The sequence below is a fragment of the Rhizobium sp. ZK1 genome (assembly GCF_047782645.1).
Classification (GTDB): Bacteria; Pseudomonadota; Alphaproteobacteria; order Rhizobiales; family Rhizobiaceae; genus Rhizobium.
In genome coordinates this window covers 464,913-491,490 of the sequence record NZ_CP180586.1, presented here as the reverse complement: position 1 = coordinate 491,490, position 26,578 = coordinate 464,913, and the positions used below count along the sequence as shown (strand labels likewise).

The window sequence follows — 26,578 nt, the reverse complement described above, 5'->3', positions numbered from 1 at the left end:
CGATGATTTCGCGGACGACCCCAGTTGGCGTGATTCGCCGTCAAATCTCAATAACGCACTCATCATAAGCATGCTATGTATACGACGTCCAGCAATGACCACCGTCAAATCGCTTTCAACGCCTCGGCCCGAGGCGGATGCGCATTTCGTCCATGATCTTCCGCGCCGTCACCTGAACCGGAATGGCCCATTCGTGGAGAAGTTCCATCGACAGGCGGTAAGCAGGACCGGTGACAGAGACCCCGCCGATGAACGAACGGTCGTCCGACCAGATGGGGGCGGCGACGCAGCGGATTCCCGCCTCGTGCTCTTCCCGGTCGTAGGCATGACCGGCAGAAACAATATCGCCGATTTCCGTCAACAGGGTTTCACCGCTCACATGCGTCGAAGGCGTGAAGCGGTTGAAGCGCAGGCTGGGAAGCAATTCGCGGAGTTTGTCGGCCGGCAGAACCGAAAGGGCCGCCTTGCCGACACCAGTGCAATAGCAGGGCGAGGCATTGCCGATCTGTGAATACATGCGTACCGGCTGGTGTCCTTCGACCTTGTCGAGATAAATGATGGAGGAGCCGCGCAGCACGCCGAGATGGACGGTCTCGCCTGTCTCCCGATGCAGGGCGGCGAGATGCGGCGCAGCAATCAGGCGGAATTCGTTGCGTGCCCAGCTCCGTGAGGCGAAATCGAGCAATCGCAAGCCAGGCGCATAACGTCCCTCCGCATCGATTTCGAGCAGCCCCTCCTCCACGAGATGGCCGAGCTGGCGGTGCAGCGTACCGCGCGGCTGGCTAGCAAGCGCGAGGATATCGGTGAAGCGCAAGGGAGCATCAGCGTGGGTGACGAGATCGAGCACGACCATCAGCTTGCCGAGCGTGCCGGTGTCACGCGGCGTGCCGGTCGCCCCCTTGTCATTTGCCTGCGCCATGCTGTCGCCGCCTGATATCATCACCTACCACCCTTGACAGGCAAGGCAGCCTAATCGAATAATTCCATATAGTCAAATTAAGTTCCAAATAATGGAATTTACCGCATGCCGGAGGAGAAAGACGGTGAGCGCTATGTCTGCACAATTTCCCGAATTCAGGGGTCGCGCGGTGCTGGTGAGTGGGGGCGGCTCCGGCATCGGTGCTGCGCTCGTCGAGGGTTTCGCAAGGCAGGGCGCAAAGGTTTCCTTCCTCGACATCGCCGAGGCTGAAAGCCGGGAACTGGCGGAACGGCTTTCCGGAGACGCCGCGCATCCGGTCAGCTTCTACCACACCGACCTGCGCGATATCGACGCCATCAGGCGCACGGTGAACGAGGTTGTCGAAAAGTCCGGGCCGATCCGGGTGCTCGTCAACAATGCAGCCTGGGATGACAGGCACGAATTCGACGATGTGACCGAGGACTATTGGGACAATAACCAGGCGGTAAACCTGCGCCATGTCTTCTTTACGTCGCAGGCAGTTGTGCCTTCGATGCGGACGGCCGGCGGCGGGGCGATTATCAACATGTCGTCCATCGCCTTCAAATTGAACATGGGCGTTTTCCCCGCCTATGCCGCCGCCAAGGCGGCAGTGATCGGTCTGACGAAGAGCATGGCCGGAAGGCTGGGACCTGAGAATATCCGCGTCAACTGCATCCTGCCGGGCATGGTGGTGACCGAGCGGCAGATGAAGCTGTGGCTGACGGAGGAAAGCATTGCCCGCTCCGTACAGGGGCAATGCCTGAAGATCGTATTGAAGGCGGACGCAATTGTCGGTCCGGCTCTGTTTCTTGCATCCGACTGCGCAGCCGGCATGACCGCGCAATCCCTAATCGTCGATGGAGGCGTTCTCTAATGGCAAATCCCGCTTATGTCGCGGTGGACTGGGGCACCAGCAGCTTCCGGCTCTGGCTTATCGGTGCCGACGGCAGCGTTCTTGCCGAGCGCCGCAGCGGCGAAGGTATGACGACGGCCGCCAAGACCGGCTTTTCCCAAGTTCTGGCTGGACATCTCGCAGCCGTCGAAGCGCCTGATGACCTGCCGGTCATCGTCTGCGGCATGGCGGGCGCACGGCAGGGCTGGGTGGAGGCCGGTTACATCGACGTGCCGGCTTCGCTTTCCTCGATCCTATCAGGCGCAGTGTCCGTGCCGGGCGAAAATCGCGATGTGCGTATCCTGCCCGGCCTTGCCCAGCGCGATGCGGCAATACCCGATGTCATGCGCGGTGAGGAAACGCAGCTTCTCGGCGCGCTCGGCCCTGCGAGCCGCGGCGCACAAGCCGTCTGCATGCCCGGCACGCATTCCAAGTGGGTGCATGTAGAAGACGGCAGAGTGACCGGCTTTGCCACCTTCATGACGGGCGAGCTTTTCGACGCGATTACCAAGCATACGATTCTTATGCATGCCGTTGCCGGCGCCGAGGATCAGCCGGCCGATGCAGCCGCCTTCGAGGCTGCGGTCGCAGCGGCCTTCAAACGGCCGGCGCTCGCCTCCAACCTGATTTTCACCGCCCGCTCCGGCCAGCTTCTGCACGGCATTTCGGCCGCTGCCGCACAAGCTAAGCTCTCGGGCATCCTGATCGGCCTCGAAATCGCCGGTGCGCTGCAGGATGCCGGCAAGGGCACGGCCATTACACTCGTCGCGTCCGGACGCCTCCAGGCCCTTTACGAGCAGGCCTTCCGCACACTTTCCCTTTCCTTCACCGCCATCGATGCCGATGCCGCCGTTCGCGGCGGACTTTCGGCTGCTGCCCAAGCCATCTGGCCAAATTGAGCCATCTGGCCGAACCGAGAAAGACACTCCTATGAACCGCATCCCTTTCCCCGATATGAAGCGTCCGCTGATTGCCATTTTGCGCGGCATCGAGCCTGCGGAAACAGAAGCCGTGGTCGGCGCGCTGATCGAAAACGGCCTGACGGCGATCGAGATCCCGCTCAACTCGCCTGAGCCTTTCAAATCGATCGAGATTGCCGCCAAGATGGCGCCGGCTGATGTGCTGATCGGTGCCGGCACCGTGTTAACCACAGAGGCCGTCGACAGCCTGCATGCCGCTGGCGGCAAGCTGCTGGTGACGCCGAATGTCGAGCCCGACGTCATCATCCGTGCCCGCGACTATGGCATGGTGACAATGCCGGGCGTTTTCACGCCCACAGAGGCGCTGCAGGCGGCCCGCGCGGGCGCGACGGGCCTCAAGTTCTTCCCTGCCAGCGTTCTCGGCCCTTCCGGCATCACCGCAATCCGCGCCATCCTGCCGCCGGAACTCGTGATTGCGGCGGTCGGCGGTGTGTCGGACAAGAACTTCTCCGACTACACCAAAGCCGGCATTCTCGCCTTCGGCCTCGGCACCAGCATTTACAAGCCCAGAATGACTGCTGCAGAGGTTGCCGAGCGCGCCAAGGCAACCATCTTAGCCTATGACGCAGCCATAGGAGCATAGGCATATGACTGATATTTATGAATTCGAGGGCAAAACACTTTGCAATACCAATTCGGTTCTCGGTGAGGGCCCCACTTACGATCCTGTTTCCAACACCGTCTGGTGGTTCAACATTCTCGGCAAGGAACTGCACGAGCTCAATCTTTCGACGGACGAGAAGAAGATGCATCCGCTGCCAATGATGGCGAGCGTGCTTGCCCGCATCGATTCCGATCGTCAGCTGCTGGCGACCGAAGAAGGGCTTTTCGTGCGGAATATCGCAAGCGGCAACCTGACCTTCTATGCGGCGCTCGAAAACGACAAGCCGGAAAACCGCTCCAACGACGGGCGCACGCATCCCTCAGGCGCATTGTGGATCAGTACGATGAGCAAGCGCGCCGAGCAGCAGGCGGGTGCGATCTATCACGTGGCTGCCGGCAAGGTGACGAAGATCTTCGGTGGTATCAGCATTCCGAACTCCATCTGCTTTTCGCCCGACGGTACGATCGGCTATTTCACTGATACCCGCATCAGCCGCCTGATGCGGGTCATGGTCGATCCGCAGACCGGCCTTCCCTCGGGCGAACCGATCGTGATGGTCGACAGCATGGACGAACCCGGCGGACTGGACGGTTCAGTCTGCGATGCCGACGGCTATATCTGGAACGCGCGCTGGGGTGCCGGCGTCGTCGACCGCTACAGCCCTGATGGACTGCGCATCGCCCGTTACAAGGTGCCGGCCGCACAGCCTTCATGCCCGGCCTTCATCGGTGCCAATGCCGACCGGCTTGTGGTAACGACGGCCTGGGAGGGGTTGGACGAGGATGCCCGCTCCGCCCAGCCGAGCGCAGGCGCGCTGCTCGAGCTCGGCATCACGGTGAAGGGTGTTTTCGATCCTGCCTATGTGATCTGAACGCCGAAGCCCGCATTTACAGAGGCACTCTGTTGCAGGGTGCCTTTTCTCTTTTGGATCGTTTTCCGATCAAGGTTCGGTGAAAACCGCAAAATTTTCCGTGTCTTCGGCCGGAACCAATAAGCGCACCGGTCATTTCATTCTTGAACCGGCGCGGCAGGAATGCCTGAAAAACAGGCGCTGCTGTGCCAGGGATCACTCAAGGAACGAAAGTAGGTTCGAAATGACACGCAAACTCCTGACGACCGTTGCCGCTGGCGCACTGTTTGCCACGGCTTTTGCACCGGCGGCATTTTCGCAGACGACTCCGCAGCCGGCGAGCCCTGCTGCCCCGACGCAGTCTGCGCCCGCCGATCCCTCAGCCCCCGCACCGGCAGAGCCGGTCAAGCCGATGGCGCCCGCAGGTGATGCCGCCCAGGCTCCGGCCCCGGCGCCGAGCACCGATACGGCTCAAGCAGGTGGCGACAGCTATCTGACGCAGCAGGCCTCGGACCAGATCAGCGCCAATACCTATATTGGCCAGTCGGTCTATAACGGCAACAACGAGAGCATCGGCAGCGTCAACGACCTCATCATGAGGAAGGATGGCGGTCTCGTCGCAGCTATCATCGGCGTCGGCGGCTTCCTGGGCATCGGCGAAAAGAATGTCGCCGTCCCGATGCAGAAGATCACCGTCGCTCAGAACACGCAGGACGGCTCCGTCAAGCTGACGACCACGGAAACCGCGGAATCGCTGAAGGCGGCTCCGGAATTCAAGACGCTGGCAATGCAGTCGGCTGAAAAGGCTCCGGCAGCAACCGGCACAGCCATGCCGACGGACACCACCTCGACGGGATCCACGACCAACAAGTAATTCGTACGGAGAGTAGAGCGTAGGCGATGGCGTCCCATGGGGCGCCATCGTTTTTGTGTCTGCCGTTATGCGCTGGCGCGTTCCGTCGCACTTGTATCGTAGCAATAATTCTCGTGCAGGAAGCGCAGCGTGGCGATGCCATCGGCCGGCCGGCCGAAATGATAGCCCTGACCCATGCCGCAGCCGAGCATGCGCAGCTTAACCGCTTCCGAATAATCCTCGATGCCTTCAGCCACGACTTCCAACTCGAGGCCCTCGCACATGGCAAGGATCGCCTTGATGATGTGTTCGGAGGCACGGTCGGAATTGATGCGAGAGACGAAAGCGCGATCGATCTTGATCTTATCGAAGATGAAATCACGCAGACGCCCGAGGCTCGACTGGCCGGTGCCGAAATCGTCCAGCGAGATGCGGACACCCGCAGCTCTCAGATCAGCAATAATCCGGTGCGCCGTGTCGGCGGAACTCATGACAGCCGTTTCGGTGATCTCGAGCTCGAGACGGTGCGGGTCGAAACCGACGCGACCGAGGATCGAGAGAATGCTGCCGCTCGTTCCCGGATCCATGAGCTGGGCCGAAGACAGGTTGAAGGACAGGAACAATTCGCGCGGCCAGGAAAGTGCCGTTTCCGCAGCCTTGCGCAGCAGCGCTTCCGACAGGGCGTCGATAAAACCGCGCTCCTCGGCGAGCGGCACGAAGACACCGGGCGAGACGAAGCCGAGATCGGGATCATTCCAGCGAGCCAGCGCCTCGAAGCCCACCACCTGATTGTTGGCGAGCGAGACGATCGGCTGGAAATGCACGTCGATCGCATCTGATATGATAGCGTTTCTGAGCGCCTGTTCGAGTTGGGTCGCTCGTTTCATCTCCTGCGCGATCTCGCGTGAATAGACAGTGATCTGCCCGCGGCCGCGGCGCTTGGAGCGGTAGAGCGCGGTTTCGGCGCTCTTCAGCAACTCTTCGCAATCCTCGCCGGCAAAAGGATAGATCGCAAAACCGAAGGAAGCCGAAAGGCGGACGTTGCGGTCGCCGAGATCATAGGGGGCCGACAGGACCTCGCGGATCATCTGACCGAATTTCTCAGCACTGGCGCGCTCAAAAATCAGCGGCAGGACGAAAGCAAATTCATCGCCGTCATGACGCGTCACCAGCGCGCCATCCGGAATGCAGGCCTTCAGGCGATGGGCGACCTGGCACAGGATTTCATCGCCGGCGGCAGAGCCGAAGAGATCGTTGATCGGCTTGAAACTGTCGAGATTGGCAATGCCGATGGTGAAAGGTGCCGGATCGCTGGCACGCTCGGCAGAAATCTGCATCACCTTGTCCCGCATGCGATGCCGGTTTCCCAACCCGGTCAGCGGATCGGTATAAGCCATCGCCTGGAGGTCGTTCTGACTTACGGTCATGAATGGTATTTCTGCCGACGCCATCACTCCAAACCCGAGATTTTCCTCCACACCCTGGGGAAGAATGACCGGCAAATCTTAACAATTCGATAGTAAATCGTCCGCGATACAACCCGAAGCATTCCCAAAAACTGGGGGGTTGACCTGTATTTAGCTTCGAACCTTGATCGGCTCGTCCATCAGGTATTTCTGAAATACCGTTTCAAGGATATCCGGGCTGACCGGTTTCATGATGACGTCATCCATGCCGGCCTTGGCGCATTCAGCCCGATCGCGCTCGAAGGCCTGTGTCAGCACACCGATAACAGGAGTCCGCGTGCCCTGTCCCTCTTCCATCTGGCGAATGAGGCGCGAGGCTTCAAAGCCGTTGAAGACCGGCAGCGAAATATCCATCAGCACGATCTGCGGCCGATGTTCGGCCCAGAGGCGAACAACCTCTTCGCCGGTCGTCGCGATCCGATGGCGGTAACCGAGACCTTCGAGGATCTGCGTGAAGACGATCTGGTTGATGTCGTTATCCTCGGCGACGAGAACCTGGAGGCCTACGTTTTCTTCACTCGTGGTGATTTCCCAGTCGCCTTCAGTGCCCCCGCCGCGTCCGTTGCGGTTGAAGTGGCGGGCGATCTGGAAGGTCAACTCGTTGGCGATCTGAAAGCCATCCATGACAAGGGCGGGAATGCCGTATCGTTCGGCGAGCTCCAGACAGCGCATGCCCATCTGGTTATCGATGATCAGGAGATCGAGCGAGATGCCGGAGTAGCTGGCGATCTCGAGGAAGCTTTCCTCCTCGTCCTCGCCGCGGACGGAGCAGGATTCGAAGCCGTATTTGGCAAGCGTGCGCAGTGCGGCAGTCTCGGCGGCGAGATCCGCGGTGACGACAAGTATCTTTCGGCCGGAGAAGTTCTCCGGAACGATCGCCTCCATCGCCGCCGGCTCGCGGCGCTGAGATGCATTCGGCACCGGCACATAGGCGCGGCGATAGGTCTGGTTGCTGGAGGTGGTGATCTCTGAGGCCTGATTGAATTCGTCGAGATCGCCGCCATCGCTCGGCAAGTCCTGCATGGTCGAGACCAGGAAATAGCGTCCAGGCTTGCCGATCCTGTGCTTGCGGCTGACGATGTCACGCTCCGTGCCATCGCGGGCGATCTGGCGCTGGCGGGCGACCGACATTTCACCGGTTTCCAGCACGTGGCGGTCGCTTTCCTCGAAGCGCTTGGCGATGTCAGGCGAAAACAGATCACCGCTCTTGCGGCCGAGAACCTCGTCCGCTGCCGTCTGGTATTTCTCGCAGAAGGCCTTGTTGACGGCGACATAGGTGAGGTTGCGATCCTTGACGAAGAGCGGGAACGGCAGATGGTCGAGAATGTCCTCGGTGAGCTGCACACGCTCCAGATCGTAGCGCCACTGTTCCTCGCGCCTACGCGCCTCCGAAATATCGGAGATGATGGTCACGCCGTAGCCGTTCGGCAGGCGGCGCTTCAAAAAGCGCACCCAACGGTCGGCACCGTGGCGCTCGACGGATTCGAAACGTTCGCGCCAATGGGAGGCGATGCGCTGGGACAACCAGTCCTCGCGGCTGAGCGAAACCGCTTGGTGCGCAAGGGTCTGCTCGCGGATGCCGGTATCGTAGACCGCACTCAGGAAATCACGGAGCCGGGTGCCCGGCCGCAGTACATCGTCGGGTACCGGAAAGAATTCCATGACCTGGCGGCTGGCGAAAATAAGAAGATCGTTGCGATCATAGATGACGAATGCAGCAGAAAGACTGTCGCATACCGCGTCGAAAAGCACCGTCTGAAGATCAACCTCAGGCGGCAGCGCGTCACTGGCAGATGATGTGTCCGCCTTTTCGAAGCCGGCACTCATTCATTCACATCCCACATCTGTCCGATTTTCGCAGTTTCGGAGGTATATGAATAAAATGCCGTTTTTGTCTTAAAAGCCGCTTAACAGTAGTGACCCCCAAAATTGGGGGAGAGGCCTCCAGCACCTCCCGAGGCCCGATGAAAACCCTTTCCTCCTGACCGCGAATCCTGGAAAATGGGCATATGGCCATCAGACAGCTCTCCGAAACGCTCATTAACCAGATTGCCGCCGGCGAAGTCATCGAACGGCCGGCGAGTGCTGCCAAGGAGCTGATTGAAAACGCGCTCGATGCGGGCGCCACACGCATCGAAATCGCAACCGCCGGCGGTGGCAAGGCGCTGCTGCGTGTCAGCGATAACGGTTCCGGCATGGATGCTGCCGATCTTGAGCTTGCCGTGCGGCGGCACTGCACCTCGAAGATATCGGAAACGCTCGACGATATCCGCACGCTCGGCTTTCGGGGCGAAGCGTTGCCCTCGATCGGCTCGGTGGCGCGGCTCAGCATTTCGAGCCGCAGACGTGACAGTACCGCAGGCAACGAAATTTCGGTTGCCGGCGGTAAGGTCGTGCATCTGCGCCCGGCAGCGGCCAATCCGGGAACCATCGTCGAAGTGCGCGACCTGTTCTTCGCCACACCGGCGCGGCTGAAATTCCTGAAAACGGAGAAGGCCGAAGCGGCGGCCATCACCGAGATCGTCAAGCGCATGGCGATCGCCTTTCCGGGCGTGCGTTTCGTGCTGTCGGGTCCCGATCGTTCGACGTTGGAATTTCCGGCAACCGGCGAGGATCATCTGGCGCGCATGGCGCAGGTGCTCGGCAAGGATTTCCGTGACAATGCGATCGCCATCGACGCCGAACGCGAGGACGTTCAATTGACCGGCTTTGCCGGCGTACCGACCTTCAACCGGGGCAACTCGGCCCATCAATATGCTTTCGTCAACGGCCGCCCCGTGCAGGACAAACTCATCCTCTCGGCCATCCGCGGCGCCTATGCCGAAACAATACCGGCGGGCCGTTATGCGGTCGCGGTGCTGTCGATCACGCTCGATCCGGCACTGGTGGACGTCAACGTGCATCCGGCGAAATCCGACGTCCGTTTCCGCGATCCGGGACTGGTGCGCGGGTTGATCGTCGGCGCTGTCCGCGAGGCACTGGCGCGAGACGGCAGCCGCGCTGCGACGACTGATGCAAGCGACATGCTGCGCGCCTTCCGCCCAGGCTTCCAGGCGACACCGCAGCGGCCGCAGGCGCCGTGGTCCGCCGCAACCTCGCCTTCCCGGCCATACCAGGCGACTGCCGGTTTCGGCGAGAGGCCGCAGGCTTTCTTCGATGGGCTCGTCCACCCGACGGCGCGTTCGGAACCGGTTTTCGAGCCGGCACCGCAAGCGCAGGCGGCGGCCGCCGAACCGATGGCGCGTTATCCGCTCGGAGCAGCAAGGGCGCAGATCCACGAAAACTATATCGTTGCCCAGACGGATGACGGCATCGTCATCGTCGATCAGCATGCAGCCCATGAGCGGCTGGTGTTCGAGGCGATGCGCAAGGCGCTGCATTCCAAGCGGCTCGCCTCGCAGGTGCTGCTGATCCCTGAAATCGTCGACATTCCCGAGGAGGATTGCGACCGGCTGATGGTACATGCGGCAGAACTTTCCGAGCTCGGCCTTGCGATCGAACGCTTCGGGCCGGGCGCCATTGCCGTGCGCGAGACGCCGGCTATGCTGGGCGAAGTGGATGCGTCAGGCCTCATCCGCCAGCTTGCCGACGAGATCGCCGAATGGGATACGGCCTCCGGCCTTTCCGCCAAGCTCGAATATGTGGCGGCGACGATGGCCTGCCATGGCTCAGTGCGGTCAGGGCGGAGGATGCGGCCGGAAGAAATGAACGCACTCTTGCGTCAAATGGAAGTCACTCCGGGTTCAGGCCAATGTAATCATGGACGCCCGACCTATATCGAACTCAAACTTGCCGATATCGAGCGGCTGTTCGGCCGGAGCTGAAAAAGCTGGAAAAACTGCCTCTCGGAGAGTATGGCAGACGGATGACAGACCACAGGGAATGGAGCGCATGAACTTGTTCGAAGGACACGGGAGCCGCGAAGCGAAGATCCGTTATCTCGACGGCGACTTCCAGATTCTGTCACCCGGCTCTTATGTTGTCTGCGCGCTCACCGGCAAGCAGGTCCCGCTCGACGAGCTTCGCTACTGGAGCGTAGCGCGACAGGAACCCTATTCCGACGTCGCTTCGGCACTCGAAGCCGACCGGCGCTCCGGCGTTCTGCCAACCCGACGCTAAGTCGCCTTCGCCTCTCTCAGTCGTCTTTCCCGGCAGGCCTCGAAAGCCCGGTCGATGATGAGGTCGGGGGCAAGTGGGTCCGTGAAGGCCATTTCCACCTCCACCACGCGGCAGCGGGCCGCAAGTTGTTCCGCCTTGCCGTGATGACCTGCAAGGCGCACGAAGTCCTTTGAGGTCGTAACGATCGTCAGGTTCTGCTGGTCCGCGGTCGTCAGGAGACCGTCGATCTCCTCTTCGCTGAGGTGCTCGTGATCGCCGAAGGAGGTTGCGACCTCGATGGTTGCGCCGAGCGAACGTACGGTGCGGAAGAACTTCTCGGGATCGGCAATGCCGGCAAAAGCGAGCACCTTCAGGCCTTCGAGATGGTTCTCGCCCGGCACTTTCAGCGCAGCCGTGAAATAGGGCTTTGCCGCGCGGGCTGCGATACGGACGATGCGGTCGGCCGCATTGCCATCTCCGACCTTCAGAAGTGCGGTCGCCTGGCGCAGTTGCAGGCGCACCGGTGCACGCACCGGCCCGCTTGGCACGATATAGCCATTGCCGAGACCCCGCGTCGCATCGATCACCAGAAGTGCATAGTCGATCGCGAGGCGCGCACTCTGGAAGCCATCATCCATGATGATGAAATCGGCGCCTTCCTCGACCAGTCTGACCGCACCATCGACACGCCGGCGGGAGATCACGGTCAGTGCTTCCTGCGCCAGCAGCAGCGGCTCGTCGCCGACGGCAACGGCGCGATGGTGTGCGGGATCGACAACGACAGTCACATCAAGGGAGCCGCCATGGCCGCGGCTCAGGAAACCGGGCTTCAGACCCCTGGCCTTCGCGGCACGGGCAATCGCAATCGCGGTCGGCGTCTTGCCAGCGCCGCCGACGGTGAAATTACCGACGCAGATGATGGGGATCGGAACCGAGGCGCGGCGCGCATGGGCCATGCGGTAACCCGCCACGCGGCCATAGAGGAAAGAAAGGGGCGATAGAACCCAAGCTTGCCAACCTGCCCGCCTCCACCAGAAAGGCGGCGCTTCGGATATCATGATGCCGTCCTGTTTCCCTTGCCCCGCCCTTCATGACAGGGTCCTCCAAAATCGACCGGGCGGATTGAGAAGCCAAAACGCATGAAAATGCAAGTCTTTGCGCGTCAGGCCAGCTGAAGATCCGACAGCAGGGCCTCGATGCCGGTGATGTCGTCGAAGACATGATCGGCTGCACCAGACAGGGATTCACGCGAGCCGGTGCCTGTCAGAACCGCTATCGTCAGGCCCGCTTTCGCATTCCTGCCCATATGGAGATCGTGGTTGTTGTCGCCGACCATGGCGACCTCTTCCGGCGACAGGCCGGTCGCAGCGCAGAAACCGAGCACCATGCCGGGCTCCGGCTTGCTGCCGAAACCACTGTCATAACCGGCGATGTAATCAACATATTCGGAAATACCGAAGCGCTGGGCCGTCTGGCGAATCGAGCGTTCGTTGTCGCTGGAGGCGATGCCGAGCTTGAAACCGCGTTTGTGCAAGCGGCCGAAAAAGACCGAGAGATCGGTGACCGGCACGGAGAATTCGGCGGCATTGGCAAAGAGATCGTCGAGCTTGATCGTCAGCTCGATGACCTCGACCTTCGAGCCGGCAGCGACGAGGCCTTCGGCGATCTGACGGGTATTGCCTGCGGCAAGCAGGCTGTCGGGAACGATATGACCCGTCACGGGATCCATTCCGCATGTGGCAAGCAGATGGTCGGCCAGAGCTGTGTCGCCTTCGGCGGCGATGCGGGCCAGCTCGCGGTTCACCGGCAGCCAGCTTTCGTCATAATCGAGCAGCGTACCGTCCTTGTCGAAGAGGATGCCCTTGATCTTCACCTCTGCCGACATGATCGCTCCTCAGGCCTGCGCCACGGCCTTCGGCAGCAGGCGCGCCTTGACCGTCAGCGGATTGATGTAGGGCTCCAGTCCCTTCAGGGTGGCGGTGAGTGCACCGCGCATTTCGTGCACGGTGGCAATGCCAGCCTGGATCATATTGCCCCGCGCCTCGTCATTGGTCAGCAGATAGTGCACGCCCTTCGCCAGCATCTCGGTATCGCGCACCATGCGGGCGCTGCCGCTGCGGGCGAGCTTCTGATAGGCCTCGCGGAAGTTCTGCACGTTGCCGCCCGAAAGGATGGCACAGCCGAGCATGGCCGGCTCCAGCGGGTTCTGGCCGCCTTCGGCAAAAAGCGAGCGGCCGACGAAGGCGACTTCCGTCAGGCGCAGATAAAGGCCCATTTCGCCGATCGTATCGCCGAGGAAGATATCGATATCGGGAGAAAGTACATCATCGCGCGTACGGCGGGCGACCTTCAGTCCCTGCTTGACGAGAGCAGCCTCGATCTCGTCACCGCGCTCGGGATGGCGCGGCACGATGATCGTCAATTGCCTGTCGCGGTCGCGGAGCGCCCGATGAACGATTCCGGCAGCATTCTCCTCGCCGTCGAAGGTGGAGATCGCCGCCCATGTCTTGCGGTCGCCGATCTGCTTCTTGTAGCGGGCGAAGACAGCGCTGTCATAGGGCGGCGCGTCCGTATCGACCTTGAGATTGCCGGAGGTGATGACCGGTACGGCGCCGAGATCGCGGAAACGTTCGGCATCGACATCCGACTGGGCAATCACGAGCGCCAGATTTTCGAACAGCGCCTCGGCAATCGCCGGACGGCGGCGCCAGCGGGCGAAGGAACGATCCGACATGCGGGCATTGACGAGGATCTGCGGAATGCGGCGACGGCCGAGTTCCAGCACCGTCGCGGGCCAGATCTCGGACTCGGCGATGATGGCACAATCCGGCTGCCAGTAATCGAGGAAACGACCGACGGCGGGCTTCAGGTCGAGCGGCACATATTGATGGATCGCTTCGTTGCCGAGACGTTCGGCGGCAAGCTTTGCCGAGGTGATGGTGCCGGTTGTCAGGATGACGTTGATGTCACGGCGGCGAATCTCACGGATCAGGGGAATGACGGCAGTGGTTTCGCCTACGCTTGCGGCATGGAACCAGACGAGCGGGCCTTGCGGCCGGTTGGCGCTCGCATAGCCGAACCGTTCCAGCCGGCGGGCACGGTCTTCCTTGCCCTTGGCCGTGCGGTAGGTGATGTAGAGGCCGACGACCGGCGACGCCACAATTCCCGCCAGACGGTACGCGTTCAGACCGATCCGCGCCATCCGGGAGCTCATTCGGCAGACCTCCGATCCATGCAGATCGACATCAATCCAATTCCCTAATTATCGTTGCGGCCGCAATGACCGATTAATTTGTCCAGAATGCGTCGATCGACGGCGAGGAACCGATACGCAAAGGCCTCCGCTGTGGTCAGCGGATGGCCAAAAGATTGCTACGAGGCTCACTTGCTCCCAGTCGTATCCTGCGGGTCGAGCAGACGATGCATGTGGACGATGAAATATCGCATATGCGCATTGTCGACCGTCTGTTGCGCCTTGCCCTTCCAGGCCGTCAGTGCCGTAGCATAATCGGGGAAAATACCGACAATATCGAGATCCTTGAGATCCCGAAACTGGATACCTTCGAGGTTTTCGAGTTCGCCACCGAATACGAGGTGCAGGAGCTGCTTTTTACCGCCGGAGTCCGTCATTTTTATTCTCTTTTCTGCCTATTCTCCTCCGGCCCCTCATCTGAGGGATTTTGACGAAAACGTCAACCGTCTCTTAGCTGAGTGAGGAAGTCCAGATATTCCTGGAGACGGGTTGTTGGCGCGGCACAAAGAGCGTCGTGGCTGATTTTTTCTCTATTATAGGTTGCCTCACGACCCAAGAGATCGACAAGGCGGCCACCGGCGCGATCCAGAATGAGATCGGCAGCGGCAATATCCCAGTCGTGCGCGTTGCGCCCGACAAATGTCGCGTCCAGACGTCCATCGGCTACCATGGCGATACGGTAGGCAAGCGAAGGGATATGTTTGACGCGCTCACTGCGCTCGCGGACCGCTGCCGGCAGGATCTTGAACAGTTCCTCGCTGACGGCAAGCTGGCTGATATCGCCTTCACCGCGCATGGAAACAGCGATCGGCTTGCCGTTTTTCAGCGCCGGACCAGCTTCCACAGCCTCGTAGAGTTCGTCCAGTGCAGGTGCATAGAGCACGCCGGCAACGGGACGGCCGCGATGGACGATGCCCACGCTCACGCACCAGAGATCCTTGCCGGCCAGAAATGCCCTTGTGCCATCGATCGGATCGACGATGAACAGTGTCTCATATTGCAGGCGGCCGGCATCGTCGTCGGTCTCTTCCGACAGCCAACCATAGTCCGGCCGCGCCCCGCGCAGGATGGTTTCGAGCGTTTCATTGGCGGCAAAATCGGCGGCGCTGACGGGCGAGCGTTCCTCGTTCTTCCACCAGACTTCCGGTGACTTGTTGAAGAAACCAAGTGCGACGGCGCCCGCCTGTTTTGCAGCATCGGCGATCAGTGCAAGATCGCTCTGCCAACGGTTGTCCGTGTCGCTCATCGCGTCGATCCGTTCGTCAGCGGCCGGCAAGCGTCATACCTTCAATGGCGAAGGTCGGAGCCGCCACACCGAACTTGCGGTCGATGTCGTTGGCGAGCGTCAGCCGCATGAACATGTCCTTGAGGTTCGATGCGATCGTCACCTCCGATACCGGGAAGGTGAGTTCGCCATTCTCGATCCAGAAACCAGTCGCGCCTCGGCTATATTCGCCGGTTATCATGTTGACGCCCTGGCCGATCAACTCGGTTACGTAGAAGCCGTTGCCGACGCTGCGGATCAATTCTTCGGGCGAGATGTCGCCAGGCTCCAGAGCCAGATTGGTGGAGGCGGGTGTAACCGAGGTGCCGCCACGCACGCCGCGGCCGTTGGTTTCGAAACCGCCGATTTCATTTGCGGTGGAGGTGGACAGGAACCAGTGCTTGAGCACGCCGTCTTCGATCATCACGAGCCGCTCTCCGGAAACGCCTTCGCCGTCGAAGGGACGCGAGGACGGGCCACGCACGATCAGCGGATCGTCCGTGATCGACAGGCCGGCCTTCAGAACCTGCTCACCCATCTTGTCACGCAGAAAACTCGTCTTGCGGGCAACGGACGCTCCGTTGATGGCGCCGGCGATATGGCCGACGAAACCACGGGCAATGCGGGGATCAAAGATGACGGTGACGCCCTTGCCGGTCGGCACCTGCCTGGGATTGACGCGTTTGATGGCGCGCTCGCCGGCCCGGCGGCCAATTTCGGCGGGATCATCCAGTTCGGAATAATAGAGGCGGCTGTCGAAATCGTAGTCGCGTTCCATGCCGGTGCCCTCACCGGCGATCACGCTGACGGAGTTGCCGAAGCGCGAAGCCATATAGCTGCCTTCGAAACCATGCGAGGTGGCGAGCACGAGCCCGCCCATGCCAGCCGAAGCGCCGGCGCCGGACGAGTTGGTGATGCCTTTTACCGCAAGCGCTGCGGCTTCGGCAGCAAGAGCCGCCTCCCGCAACTGATCGGCGCTGACTTCGGTCGTGTCGAGAAGCTGCAGATCGGGATAGGTTTTTGCCAGCCGGTTCTCATCGGCGAGGCAGGCGAACGGATCTTCCGGCGAAACCTTGGCCATGGCGACGGCGCGTTCGGCCAGCGCCTGCAGGTCGAAGCCCGGATTGGCGGAAACGCTTGCTACTCGCTTGCCGACGAAGACACGGAGCGAAAAGTCGTCGCTTTCGGAAGACTCGGTTCCTTCGACCTTGCCTAAGCGAACGCTGACCGATTGCGCACGCGAGCGGACGACGACTGCGTCGGCAGCGTCGGCACCTGCCTTTTTCGCCAGATCGATCAGTTGACTTGCACGGGAAAGAAGTGTCGAGGAATCGATTTCAGAGGACATGATTTGGCCTTTCCTTCCAGTTCCATTTATTGTGCACTCCCGAAAGCATCAAGGCCGTGGATGCCGATTCTTTTCCTGGCTGCCTGCTTGCCCCGCCACCCGAAAGAAATGAAGCATGTCCGCACCCAACGCGCTTTTCACCGAAATGATCCTGCTGCTCGGCGGCGCGGTCGTTGCCGCACCGATTTTCAAGAAGCTCGGGCTCGGTACGGTTCTCGGTTATCTGGCGGCGGGTATCGTCATCGGGCCGATCTTTCACGGCATCACCGATGGCGAACAGATCCTCAATGTCGCAGAACTCGGCGTCGTCTTCCTGCTCTTCATCATCGGGCTTGAGCTGAAACCATCGCGCCTCTGGCAGATGCGCCGCGACATCTTCGGTCTCGGTACGGCGCAGGTGGTGGTGACAGGTCTGGCGTTGACGGCACTTGCCTGGGCCTCCGGCGTGCTCGAATGGCGCGGCAGCATCGTCGCCGGCTTCGGGCTGGCACTTTCCTCCACGGCCTTCGCCATGCAGATCCTCGAAGGCGATGGCGACGTGAACACCCGCTACGGGCAGCGCTCCTTCTCCATGCTGCTGTTCCAGGATCTTGCGATCGTGCCGCTTCTGGCTGTCGTCACCATTCTCGACAGTGACAAGGGCAGCGGCAGTCCGCTTGTGGACTTCGGCATCTCGGTTGCAGCCGTCGCCGGGATGATCGTCATGGGAAGATACCTGCTGACACCGCTCTTCCAGATCATCGCCCGCACCGGCGCACGCGAGGCGATGATCGCAGCAGCGCTTTTCGTCGTCATGGGATCAGCGAGCCTGATGCAGCTTGCCGGGCTTTCAATGGCGATGGGCGCCTTCCTCTCCGGCGTCATGCTGGCGGAATCCTCCTATCGCCATGAACTGGAAGCCGATATCGAACCCTTCCGTGGCGTGCTGCTCGCTATCTTCTTCATTGCCGTCGGCCTGTCGCTCGAACTCCCGGTACTCGTCGACAACGCGCTGTTCATCATCATCGCCGTGCCTGTTATCATGGCCGTGAAGGCGCTGATCATCTATGCGCTCTGCCGCCTGGCGCGCTCCTCGCATGATGATGCCATACGCATCGCCTTCCTGCTGCCGCAGGGCGGCGAATTCGGCTTCGTCCTCTTTACCGCGGCGGCCGTCAGCGGCTTGATGCCAAGCAGCACCGCCTCACTGCTTGTTGCGATCGTCACCCTTTCCATGGCGCTGACGCCCCTGGGGTCTGCCCTCTCCAAGCGGATGCTGACGGGAGACGAGCACGAGGAACTGGACGAGGATTTTGAGGGAGCCGGTGCGGATGTGCTGATGGTCGGCTTCTCACGTTTCGGCCAGATCGCCGCACAGATCCTGCTCGCCGGCGGCCGCAGCGTCACCGTCATCGATTTTTCCGCCGACCGTATCCGGCAGGCATCGTCCTTTGGTTTCCGCATCTATTTTGGCGATGGCACCCGCAAGGACGTGCTGCGCTCGGCGGGTATCGATAGGGCGAAGATCGTGCTCGTCTGCACCCAGAAGAAAGAGATTACCGACAAAGTGGTCGAGCTGGTGCAGGCCGATTATCCCCACACGACACTCTTCGTTCGTTCCTATGATCGCATTCACTCCATCGAGCTGCGCAACAAGGGCGTCGATTATGAGCTGCGCGAAACGCTCGAATCCGGCCTGCTGTTCGGCCGGCGCACGCTGGAAGCGCTTGGCGTTGCCGAAGTCGATGCCTATGAGATCGGCGAGGACATCCGCAAGCGCGACGAGGCGCGGCTGGTACTGCAGGTCTCCGAGGGGTTGCAGGCGGGACAAGATCTCTTATTTTCAACGCCGATCAAGCCGGAACCGCTGGTCAAGCCGAAGCGTACGCCGGATCCTTTCGACAGCGATCCGCTGGCAAACAGATCAGACGTGACGGCCGATGCCTAAACTTCAGCGCGACATCCCGAACTAGCGCTTCAGCCGCGCTTCGATTTCCCGATCGAGAGCATATTTCAATTCGTCCTTCACACCGACGGACATAGCGAGCACGTCGCGCGCCTTCAGGAAATCCATGACACCGGTGCGGCCCACCGTGGGACGCAGGAAGATGTGCGGCCGTAGGAGCTTCAGTTTCAGGGAAATCGCCGCCTGCATCATCAGTTGTCCCGAGCCGAAGATGCTTTCCATGCGGTTCGGGATATGGGTGCCGTCGCCTTCGGGTGCGCCGACGACATCGATGCCGATGACGATATCGGCAAGATCCATCAGGCATTCGTAAGGCACGGGATTGGCGATGCCGCCATCGATCATCACCCGGCCGTGCAGTCTGACCGGCATGAAGACGGCGGGAATGGCCGATGATGCGGCGAGTGCGGGAAAGAGCTGGCCATGCTCGATTATCACCTCGGCCTGACCGTAATAATCCGTGGTGATCACCTTCATCGGCACCAGGAGATCCTCGAATTTCTGGGGAAGTTCCGACGGCAGGAAAGCCTTCAGAATGCGTTCGAGATTGAACTGGCCGATGCGAATGCCCTTGGCCACGGCATCGCGCACGGTCGTCGGGCGCAGCCCCCAGATGCGGCTGACGACGGCAGCCTTGTTGCCCACTGTCGCCAGCGCATGTTCGCGAATTTCCGCGCCGGACATGCCGGCCGCCATACCGGATCCCATGATGGCGCCGATGGACGAGCCGGATATCGCCACCGGGCGAATGCCGAGTTCATCCAGCGTTTCGATGATGTGGATATGCGAGAGGCCGCGGGCACCGCCGCCGCCGAAGGCGACGGCCACCGTCGGGAGATCGCTGATCGCAGGCGATTTCGGACTGATGATTTCCGCCTGCGGCACGATCTGCTCCCAACGCGCCGGCTACTGCGGCTGATACCGGAAGAAATGCACTCTGGTGTCGCCGAATATTCGGCTTTCGAGGAAAACATAGGAGGGATGCACCGAAACGGCAACCTCCGCACGTTCTTCCAGAACGACGATCGCGCCAGGCTTCAGCCAGCCACCGTCGGCAGCAGCCGCAAGCGCCTTCTCGCCCAGACCCTTGCCATAGGGCGGGTCGGCGAAAAGCATGTCAAAAGGTTCGAGATTGCCGACACTGCCGAGATCGGTCGCATCACGACGCAGGATACGCGTACGGCCGTGCAGACCGAGCGCATCGATATTTTCCCAGAGAAGCGCCCTGCCCTCCACGCTGTTTTCGACGAACAGCGCATGGCGACAGCCGCGCGAGACGGCTTCGAGGCCGACAGCCCCGGTGCCGGCGAAAAGATCGAGAATCCGGGTGCCATCGATGCACTCCGGATAGGCATGGCTCAGAATGTTGAACAGGCTCTCACGCGTCCGGTCCGCAGTCGGCCGGATGTCGTTGGATTTTGGTACGGCAAGCGGCCGTCCGCGAAACTCACCGCCGACGATCCGCACCGCGCGTCATTCCCTTGCCTTTCGCACCACCTCTGGACGGCCCGCCGGAAGGCTTGCCGCCACCCGGCCGATCGCCCTTCGGCTTGCCGGAGAAACTCTTTGCGCCACGGGGCTTATCCCCGAATGGCTTGTCGCTGCGCGGGCGCTCGGAGCGGCCTTCGCCGCCAAAGCTCCTCGCCGGACGCTGAGAGCGTTCGCCACCTTCCTCGCGCGGACGATCGCGGAAGGAACGCGGACGCTCCTCTCCCTCGGTCCGTGGACGACGTTCGCCACGCGGCTTGTCGCCGAAAGGCTTGTCGCCACGCGGACGATCGGAGCGGCCTTGGCCGCCGAAGCTTCTGGCTGGACGGGAAGAACGTTCGCTGCCTTCATCATGCGAGCGGCTACGGAACGGACGAGAACCCTCTTCGCCTTCCGTGCGCGGACGACGTTCGCCGCGAGGCTTATCGCCGAAGGGTCTGTCGCCACGCGGACGATCGGAGCGGCCTTCGCCGCCGAAGCTTCTGGCTGGGCGGGGAGAACGTTCACCACCTTCCTCGCGCGGACGATCGCGAAAGGAACGCGGCTTGTCGCCAAAAGAACGCTTGCGGTCGAAACCCTCATCCTCGTCGCGCTTGCGAGGCGTCTCGCTGGAGCGGATCCACTCGCCATCCTCTTCGTGGACGCGATTGATCTGCGCACGCGGCCGATCGGCTGCGCGATCGAAGCGGGGCTCCTTCACCGGAGCCGTTTCACCGCGACGGCGCGCGGTCTGGGCGTTCTTTGCAGCCTTGGCCGCAGCCTTCTCGCCGAGCGGGCGAGCGCCAGGCGCCATCCACACATTGGCGTTACGCCGGCTACCGAGAGCCGGGCGCTTCGGACGATCTTCATCGCCATGGCGGTCGTCTGCGCGGCGATTGTCCCGACGATCGTTCTTACGGTCATCCCGGCGGTCATCGCGCTTGGTGTCGAGGCGGCTCAGCGCACGTTCGCGCTTGTCTTCGTCGCGACGCGGACGTTCGCGGCGCTCGGGCGTCGCCGGTTCCTCAGCCTCTTCGGCGGCAACGGCAGGCGCATTATAGAGCGGCGCATCGAAATTCGCCTTGGCATCTTCGATGAGGCGCGGACCGAGCTGGTCGCGCAGCGTACGGCCGCGCACCTCGATGACATGCCCCTCGGGCAGTTCACCGAGCTGAAAGGGGCCGTAGGAAATGCGGATTAGACGGTTGACCTCGAGACCAAGCGCGCCGAGCACGTTCTTGATTTCGCGGTTCTTGCCTTCGCGCAGACCCATGGTGATCCAGACGTTGGCCCCTTGCGTGCGGTCGAGCGTCGCTTCGATGGAGCCATAGAGGACGCCGTCGACAGCAATGCCCTCTTTCAGCTTGTCCAGTGCATCCTGATCGATATCGCCATGCGCACGCACGCGGTAGCGGCGCAGCCAGCCGGTGGTCGGCAGTTCCAGCGCTCGGGCGAGACCGCCATCATTGGTGAGCAGCAGCAGGCCTTCGGTATTGATGTCGAGACGGCCGATCGACATGACGCGCGGAAGCTCTTCCGGCAGATTGTCGAAGACGGTCGGGCGCCCCTCGGGATCGGAATTCGTCGTCACGAGGCCCGGCGGCTTATGATAGAGCCAGAGGCGCGTGCGCTCGATGCCGCGGATCGGCACGCCATCGACCTCGATCTTGTCTTCGAGCGTTACGTTGACGACGGGCGTGTCCAGGAGCTTGCCGTTCAGCGTGACGCGACCGTCCATGATCATGCGTTCGATATCGCGACGGGAGGCGACGCCGGCGCGTGCCATCACCTTGGAGATGCGTTCCGCCTTGCTGTCGCCATCCGCTTCGTTCGCAGCAGCTTTCCCGACCGCAGCCTTGAACGGCTTCTCGCCGCCGGTCTTCGGGCCGCTTTTTGACCGGGCTTCGCGCGGGGGAGCCTTGGTGCCTGGGCGTTTTGGCTTGTCTTTGGGTGTCATTTGTTGTTTGCCTGCCTTTTCCGGCCTGTCTATCAGGTCATGCACCTGCGGTTAAGTGGAAATTCTTGCGAACGTGAAGACAAATCGATTTATGGAGATGGCACTTGAAGAAGCACGCACCGCCGGAGAGCGCGGCGAAGTGCCGATCGGCGCCGTCCTCGTCGTCGATGGTGCCGTGGTCGCTGCCTCCGGAAACCGTACGCGGGAGCTCAACGACGTCACCGCCCATGCCGAGATCGCCGTCATCCGCATGGCCTCGGACAAGCTCGGCCAGGAGCGGCTTGCCGGCGCCGATCTCTATGTCACCTTGGAACCCTGCACCATGTGTGCGGCCGCCATTTCCTTCGCCCGCATCCGCAGGCTCTATTACGGGGCAGAAGACCCGAAGGGCGGTGCGGTAGACAATGGCGTGCGCTTCTATGCACAGCCGACCTGCCATCACGCGCCGGACGTCTATTCCGGCTTCAACGAGACGGAATCGGCAGACATGCTGAGGGCATTCTTTTCGGAGAGAAGAGGCACATAGTCGTGCCGGTTGCGAGGACCGCCGCTATGCTGACGCGACGCAGTTGATCGACGCGACGCCGCTAAAGTCTTACTGAAGGATCTGCCACCACTTGGTGCCGCTGTTTGCGACCGCTGCATCCTTCTTACGCTGCTTCGCCTTCTTCTGCTCCGGTGTACCGAGGTCGTCGAGCTTTGCCGGATCATCCACGGCGCGATATTCGGTCGGCGGATCGGAAATGTAGCGGCGCTGGTCGATATAGGCACCCTTCTGCAGGGCGCGGGCTTCGCGATAGGCCTTGGTCTGGGCTTCGGTCGTCTGGCGACCGCCTTCGATGGCGGAACTTGCGAGCGGCGAACGATAGCTCGGATTGTCCGAATTCTCGTCGGCTTCCTTGACGAGGCGCTTACGGGCTTCTTCCGGCGATTCAACCCACTGGGGATTGTCCTTGTTGGCCACCGTCTGCTGCGGCTGAACGAGGGTTTCCTTCTGGTCTTGCGCGGGCATGACCAGCGTCGGGCGCGGGGTGTATTTCACGCCGGTATTCTTGGGACCCGGACCGGTCAGCGAAACGGACTGGCCGAGATCGTCGGCAAGCTGTTCCATGGCGGTCTTGTCGGTGCCGTAGGTCGGGCTGCTGGCGCAGCCGGACATCGTGGAGCTTGCCGCCAGAACAAGAGACAGGCAGGCGCCCAAACGGAACCAATGCGTCGCTAACATGAAAACCCTTCCCGCATGCCGGAATCAGTACTGCCCACCGGACAATCGTCCCCCTGACGCAAAAATCCGGCCATTTTCAGGCAGCTTTTACCGGATGAACGCCATAAAGGCAATTCACCCGGCAAATATCTTCAGGCACGGATGCCGAGTTCGCGAAGTGCTGCAGCGTCACGCGCCGAAACGTCGGGATAATCAGGATCGGAACCGACATCGGTGGTGATGCGCCAGGAACGGGCACATTTTACGCCTTCGGCAAGCTTCGGAACGACAGCGACTTCAGGCACCTCCGGCAGACGGAACGCGTCAGCCGGGCCGGCGCTCGCCTCGACTGCGATACCCGAGGTGATGCAGACTTCGCTGAAATCCTGCCCATCGAGCGCCTTGAGAAGTTCCGCATCGGCAACGTAGACGACGGGAGCAGCTTCCAGCGACGAGCCGATGCGCTTGTCCTTGCGCTCGATTTCGAGCGCACCGGTCACGACACCGCGGATCGCGCGGATCTTCTTCCACTTTTCGGCCAGCGCATCGTTGCGCCATTCCCCGGCAACCGGGGCGAACTGCTCCAGGTGTACCGAGACGGCCGACGGGTTACGCGAGAGCCAAGCCTCTTCGGTCGTGAAGGGCAGCATCGGTGCAAGCCAGGTCACCATGCAATCGAAGATCATACGGATGACATAGAGCGCCGAGCGGCGGCGAAGGCTGGAGGGCGCATCGCAGTAGAGCGCATCCTTGCGGATGTCGAAGTAGAAGGCCGAGAGCTCGACATTGGCGAAGTCGATGAGCGCACGGGCGATCTTCTTGAAGTCGAAGGCGTCGTAGTTTTCGCGCACGAGCTGATCGAGTTCGGAGAGGCGGTGCAGCATCAGCTGCTCCAGCTCCGGCAAATCGGCGAGCGTGATGACCTCGCCCTTGTCGTGGGCAAGCGTTCCGAGCATCCAGCGGATCGTGTTGCGCAGCTTGCGATAGGCATCGACATTGGTCTGGATGATCGTCTTGCCGACGCGCAGATCGTCCGCGTAGTCCGAGGTCATAACCCAGAGGCGAAGAATATCGGCACCGGCATCCTTCATCACTTCCTGCGGCGAGGTGACGTTGCCCTTCGACTTCGACATCTTCTCGCCCTTCTCGTCCATGGTGAAACCATGGGTGAGGACGGCGTTATAAGGCGCACGGCCACGCGTCGCAGCCGATTCCAGCAGCGATGAATGGAACCAGCCGCGATGCTGGTCGGAACCCTCAAGATAAAGATCGGCCGGCCACTTCAGGTCGGGGCGGTCTTCCAGCGTGAAAGTGTGCGTGGAGCCCGAGTCGAACCAGACATCGAGGATGTCCATGACCTGCGACCACTTGGCCGGGTCATGCTCGTTGCCGAGGAAACGCTCCTTGGCGCCTTCGGCAAACCAGGCATCGGCACCTTCGGCATCGAAAGCATCAAGGATACGCTGGTTGACGGCATCGTCCTGCAGCACCTGGCCCTGCTCGTCGACGAAGACGCAGATCGGCACGCCCCAGGCGCGCTGACGGGACAGAACCCAGTCCGGGCGCTGTTCGATCATGGCGCGCAGGCGGTTCTGGCCGGCGGCGGGCACGAAGCGGGTGTCGTCGATCGCCTTCAGCGCCCGGGTGCGCAGCGTCGTGCCGTCCGCCAGCGTCTTGTCCATATAGACGAACCACTGTGGCGTGTTGCGGAAGATGACAGGCTTCTTGGAGCGCCAGGAATGCGGATACTGATGCTTCAGGCGGCCACGGGCAAAGAGCGCATTACGTTCGATCAGCGCCTTGATGACGCGGTCGTTGGCATCGCCCTTCTTGCCGTTGTCGTCGATCACGCGCGCGCCCTCGAAGCCGGGTGCGTCAGCCGTGTAGAAGCCGCCATCGTCAACCGGGAACGGGATCTTGGTGTCGATACCCCGCGCCTCAAGTGAGCGGGCAGCTGACATCCAGGCATCAAAGTCTTCGCGGCCATGGCTGGGTGCAGTGTGCACGAAGCCAGTACCGGCATCGTCGGTGACGTGGTCGCCATCGAGCAGCGGCACAGTGAATTCATAGCCACCGCCGACACCCTTGAGCGGATGGGCACAGGTGATGCTGGCGAGATCGGCAGCGCTGACGTCAGAGAGGCGCTTGTACTGCAGTTTTGCCTTGGCGAAGGATTCTTCGGCGAGCTTGTCGGCGAACACAAGCTTTTCGCCCGGGCGCGGGCCGAAATCGTTCTCGGCGGCTGTCACTTCGTAAAGGCCATATGCCACGCGCGACGAATAGGCGATCGCCCGGTTACCGGGGATCGTCCAGGGCGTGGTGGTCCAGATGACGACGAAGGCATCCTTGAGGCCACCAGAGCCCTTTGCGACCGGAAATTTCACCCAGATCGTGTCGCTCTCATAGTCGTGATATTCGACTTCGGCTTCCGCCAGCGCGGTGCGTTCGACGACCGACCACATGATCGGCTTGGAGCCGCGATAGAGCTGGCCGCTCCTGGCGATCTTCAGGAGTTCGCCGGCGATGCGGCTTTCGGCGTGGAAGTTCATCGTCAGATACGGGTTTTCGAAGTCGCCGACGATGCCGAGACGCTGGAATTCGCCGCCCTGGATGGCGATCCATTTTTCGGCATAGGCACGGCATTCGCGGCGGAATTCGATCATCGCCGACGGCTCGGTCAGGTCAGGCTTGGCCTTGCCCTTGGCGCGGTAGTTCTCTTCCTCGATCTTCCATTCGATCGGCAGGCCGTGGCAGTCCCAGCCGGGAACATAGTTGGAGTCATAGCCGCGCATCTGGAAGGAGCGGGTGATGACGTCCTTGAGGATCTTGTTCAGCGCGTGGCCGATATGGATATTGCCGTTGGCATAGGGAGGGCCATCGTGCAGGACGAATTTTTCGCGGCCGGCGGCGGAAGCACGCAGCTTCTTGTAGAGATCCATCTGCTGCCAGCGGGCAACGAGCTCCGGCTCCTTCTGCGGCAGTCCGGCGCGCATCGGGAAATCCGTCTCAGGCAGATAGAGGGTCTTCGAGTAATCGATCTTTTCGGCTGTGTCGGTCATGTGTGACAATCGTTTCTGGCGGCCCGGACAGGGCGCGCGGACGTGAAATCTGTGGTGACGGAGAGCGCTCGTTCAATCCAAGCGCCGAAAACCCGGACCTTCCGGCCGCTCAGCGCGCGCGGAAGACCGGGCCGATAATTCGTATCGAATGCGCCAGCCGGAATTTACTCATCGCGCCGGTTCATAGGCGCTTTTAAGCGGAAAAGGAAGAGGGATTTCAGTCCCTCGGCTTCACGAAGGGCGCCTGCCAGCGACAGGTCGGCAAACGCCCGCAACATGCCATGGCTGCGATTTTGTTGCTCCCAATACAAAAATCCAAAGCGCCTGTCGAATTCCCGATCGCCCGAACGTCTTTGACTCGCAGGCATGGGAAATTCATCATGCCGATCAAACCCGCC

24 protein-coding genes are annotated in these 26,578 nt (G+C 61.5%); 9 read left to right on the top strand and 15 right to left on the bottom strand.

The features are described 5' to 3' along the window. Window positions 1-115: 115 nt before the first annotated feature. Window positions 116-940: an IclR family transcriptional regulator gene (locus ACK9YZ_RS02510; RefSeq protein WP_416066800.1), complete on the bottom strand. Its 825-nt coding sequence runs from the start codon at window positions 938-940 to the stop codon at window positions 116-118. Window positions 941-1,052: 112 nt separating this feature from the next. On the opposite strand from ACK9YZ_RS02510, the gene ACK9YZ_RS02505 reads away from it, so the two are divergent. The 5 genes from ACK9YZ_RS02505 (at window position 1,053) to ACK9YZ_RS02485 (ending at window position 5,140) form a co-directional block, all read left to right on the top strand. Continuing rightward, entirely contained in the window at window positions 1,053-1,814 is a 762-nt protein-coding gene (locus tag ACK9YZ_RS02505) for an SDR family NAD(P)-dependent oxidoreductase (RefSeq protein ID WP_216758808.1), read from the top strand. Continuing rightward, on the top strand, window positions 1,814-2,731 hold the full coding sequence (locus ACK9YZ_RS02500) for a 2-dehydro-3-deoxygalactonokinase (RefSeq protein ID WP_216757174.1): 918 nt from the start codon (window positions 1,814-1,816) through the stop codon (window positions 2,729-2,731). Before ACK9YZ_RS02505 ends, ACK9YZ_RS02500 begins: the two co-directional genes overlap by 1 nt. Before the next feature lie 31 nt (window positions 2,732-2,762). After that, entirely contained in the window at window positions 2,763-3,395 is a 633-nt protein-coding gene (locus ACK9YZ_RS02495; RefSeq protein WP_216757173.1) for a 2-dehydro-3-deoxy-6-phosphogalactonate aldolase, read from the top strand. 4 nt (window positions 3,396-3,399) lie between these two features. Continuing rightward, window positions 3,400-4,287 (top strand): SMP-30/gluconolactonase/LRE family protein, encoded by an 888-nt coding sequence (locus ACK9YZ_RS02490; RefSeq protein ID WP_216757172.1) that lies wholly within the window; start codon window positions 3,400-3,402, stop codon window positions 4,285-4,287. A 223-nt stretch (window positions 4,288-4,510) separates the two neighbouring features. Beyond that, complete coding sequence (locus ACK9YZ_RS02485; RefSeq protein WP_416065565.1) at window positions 4,511-5,140, top strand: PRC-barrel domain-containing protein; 630 nt, start codon at window positions 4,511-4,513, stop codon at window positions 5,138-5,140. Window positions 5,141-5,205: 65 nt separating this feature from the next. On the opposite strand, the gene ACK9YZ_RS02480 is transcribed toward ACK9YZ_RS02485, so the two are convergent. Together ACK9YZ_RS02480 and ACK9YZ_RS02475 are read right to left on the bottom strand one after the other, a co-directional pair. Next, window positions 5,206-6,573: a putative bifunctional diguanylate cyclase/phosphodiesterase gene (locus ACK9YZ_RS02480; protein WP_216757170.1), complete on the bottom strand. Its 1,368-nt coding sequence runs from the start codon at window positions 6,571-6,573 to the stop codon at window positions 5,206-5,208. Window positions 6,574-6,696: 123 nt separating this feature from the next. Beyond that, window positions 6,697-8,412 carry a response regulator gene (locus tag ACK9YZ_RS02475; protein ID WP_416065564.1) on the bottom strand — a complete coding sequence of 572 codons (1,716 nt, stop codon included), beginning with the start codon at window positions 8,410-8,412 and terminating at the stop codon, window positions 6,697-6,699. A 182-nt stretch (window positions 8,413-8,594) separates the two neighbouring features. Between ACK9YZ_RS02475 and mutL the strand changes: the two genes are divergently transcribed. After that, the gene (gene mutL, locus ACK9YZ_RS02470; RefSeq protein WP_416065563.1) at window positions 8,595-10,409 is read left to right on the top strand and encodes a DNA mismatch repair endonuclease MutL; all 1,815 of its coding nucleotides are present in this window, start codon (window positions 8,595-8,597) and stop codon (window positions 10,407-10,409) included. A gap of 67 nt (window positions 10,410-10,476) precedes the next feature. Beyond that, window positions 10,477-10,704, top strand: coding sequence for a DUF2093 domain-containing protein (locus ACK9YZ_RS02465; RefSeq protein ID WP_416065562.1), 228 nt, complete (start codon window positions 10,477-10,479; stop codon window positions 10,702-10,704). On the opposite strand, the gene lpxK is transcribed toward ACK9YZ_RS02465, so the two are convergent. The 6 genes from lpxK to ACK9YZ_RS02435 form a co-directional block, all read right to left on the bottom strand. Then, the gene (gene lpxK, locus ACK9YZ_RS02460) at window positions 10,701-11,741 is read right to left on the bottom strand and encodes a tetraacyldisaccharide 4'-kinase (protein ID WP_416065561.1); all 1,041 of its coding nucleotides are present in this window, start codon (window positions 11,739-11,741) and stop codon (window positions 10,701-10,703) included. The genes ACK9YZ_RS02465 and lpxK overlap by 4 nt on opposite strands. Before the next feature lie 104 nt (window positions 11,742-11,845). Further along, window positions 11,846-12,568, bottom strand: coding sequence for an HAD family hydrolase (locus tag ACK9YZ_RS02455; RefSeq protein WP_416065560.1), 723 nt, complete (start codon window positions 12,566-12,568; stop codon window positions 11,846-11,848). A 9-nt stretch (window positions 12,569-12,577) separates the two neighbouring features. Next, complete coding sequence (waaA, locus tag ACK9YZ_RS02450; protein WP_416065559.1) at window positions 12,578-13,897, bottom strand: lipid IV(A) 3-deoxy-D-manno-octulosonic acid transferase; 1,320 nt, start codon at window positions 13,895-13,897, stop codon at window positions 12,578-12,580. 167 nt (window positions 13,898-14,064) lie between these two features. Then, window positions 14,065-14,313, bottom strand: coding sequence for a DUF4170 domain-containing protein (locus ACK9YZ_RS02445; protein ID WP_183729006.1), 249 nt, complete (start codon window positions 14,311-14,313; stop codon window positions 14,065-14,067). 62 nt (window positions 14,314-14,375) lie between these two features. Next, a complete protein-coding gene (locus tag ACK9YZ_RS02440) occupies window positions 14,376-15,182 on the bottom strand; it encodes a 3'(2'),5'-bisphosphate nucleotidase CysQ (protein ID WP_416065558.1) in 807 nt (268 codons plus the stop codon). A 16-nt stretch (window positions 15,183-15,198) separates the two neighbouring features. Further along, window positions 15,199-16,548, bottom strand: a complete 1,350-nt coding sequence (locus ACK9YZ_RS02435; RefSeq protein WP_416065557.1) for a TldD/PmbA family protein — start codon at window positions 16,546-16,548, stop codon at window positions 15,199-15,201. Between the two features lie 115 nt (window positions 16,549-16,663). On the opposite strand from ACK9YZ_RS02435, the gene ACK9YZ_RS02430 reads away from it, so the two are divergent. After that, a complete protein-coding gene (locus tag ACK9YZ_RS02430; protein ID WP_416065556.1) occupies window positions 16,664-18,475 on the top strand; it encodes a monovalent cation:proton antiporter-2 (CPA2) family protein in 1,812 nt (603 codons plus the stop codon). 21 nt (window positions 18,476-18,496) lie between these two features. On the opposite strand, the gene ACK9YZ_RS02425 is transcribed toward ACK9YZ_RS02430, so the two are convergent. The 3 genes from ACK9YZ_RS02425 to ACK9YZ_RS02415 are packed head-to-tail and all read right to left on the bottom strand — an operon-like array spanning window position 18,497 to window position 21,917. Beyond that, window positions 18,497-19,378: a patatin-like phospholipase family protein gene (locus ACK9YZ_RS02425; RefSeq protein WP_216757161.1), complete on the bottom strand. Its 882-nt coding sequence runs from the start codon at window positions 19,376-19,378 to the stop codon at window positions 18,497-18,499. A gap of 21 nt (window positions 19,379-19,399) precedes the next feature. Beyond that, a complete protein-coding gene (gene rsmD, locus ACK9YZ_RS02420) occupies window positions 19,400-19,960 on the bottom strand; it encodes a 16S rRNA (guanine(966)-N(2))-methyltransferase RsmD (protein ID WP_416065555.1) in 561 nt (186 codons plus the stop codon). Further along, a complete protein-coding gene (locus ACK9YZ_RS02415; protein WP_416065554.1) occupies window positions 19,941-21,917 on the bottom strand; it encodes a pseudouridine synthase in 1,977 nt (658 codons plus the stop codon). Before ACK9YZ_RS02415 ends, rsmD begins: the two co-directional genes overlap by 20 nt. Before the next feature lie 91 nt (window positions 21,918-22,008). Between ACK9YZ_RS02415 and ACK9YZ_RS02410 the strand changes: the two genes are divergently transcribed. Beyond that, on the top strand, window positions 22,009-22,443 hold the full coding sequence (locus ACK9YZ_RS02410; RefSeq protein WP_216758807.1) for a nucleoside deaminase: 435 nt from the start codon (window positions 22,009-22,011) through the stop codon (window positions 22,441-22,443). Window positions 22,444-22,512: 69 nt separating this feature from the next. Here the strand turns inward: ACK9YZ_RS02410 and ACK9YZ_RS02405 are convergent, their stop codons facing one another. The 3 genes from ACK9YZ_RS02405 to ACK9YZ_RS02395 form a co-directional block, all read right to left on the bottom strand. Further along, entirely contained in the window at window positions 22,513-23,142 is a 630-nt protein-coding gene (locus tag ACK9YZ_RS02405) for a hypothetical protein (protein WP_216757158.1), read from the bottom strand. Between the two features lie 131 nt (window positions 23,143-23,273). Beyond that, on the bottom strand, window positions 23,274-26,180 hold the full coding sequence (gene ileS / locus ACK9YZ_RS02400; protein WP_416065553.1) for an isoleucine--tRNA ligase: 2,907 nt from the start codon (window positions 26,178-26,180) through the stop codon (window positions 23,274-23,276). A 164-nt stretch (window positions 26,181-26,344) separates the two neighbouring features. Then, window positions 26,345-26,548, bottom strand: a complete 204-nt coding sequence (locus ACK9YZ_RS02395) for a hypothetical protein (protein WP_416065552.1) — start codon at window positions 26,546-26,548, stop codon at window positions 26,345-26,347. Window positions 26,549-26,578: the final 30 nt, after the last annotated feature.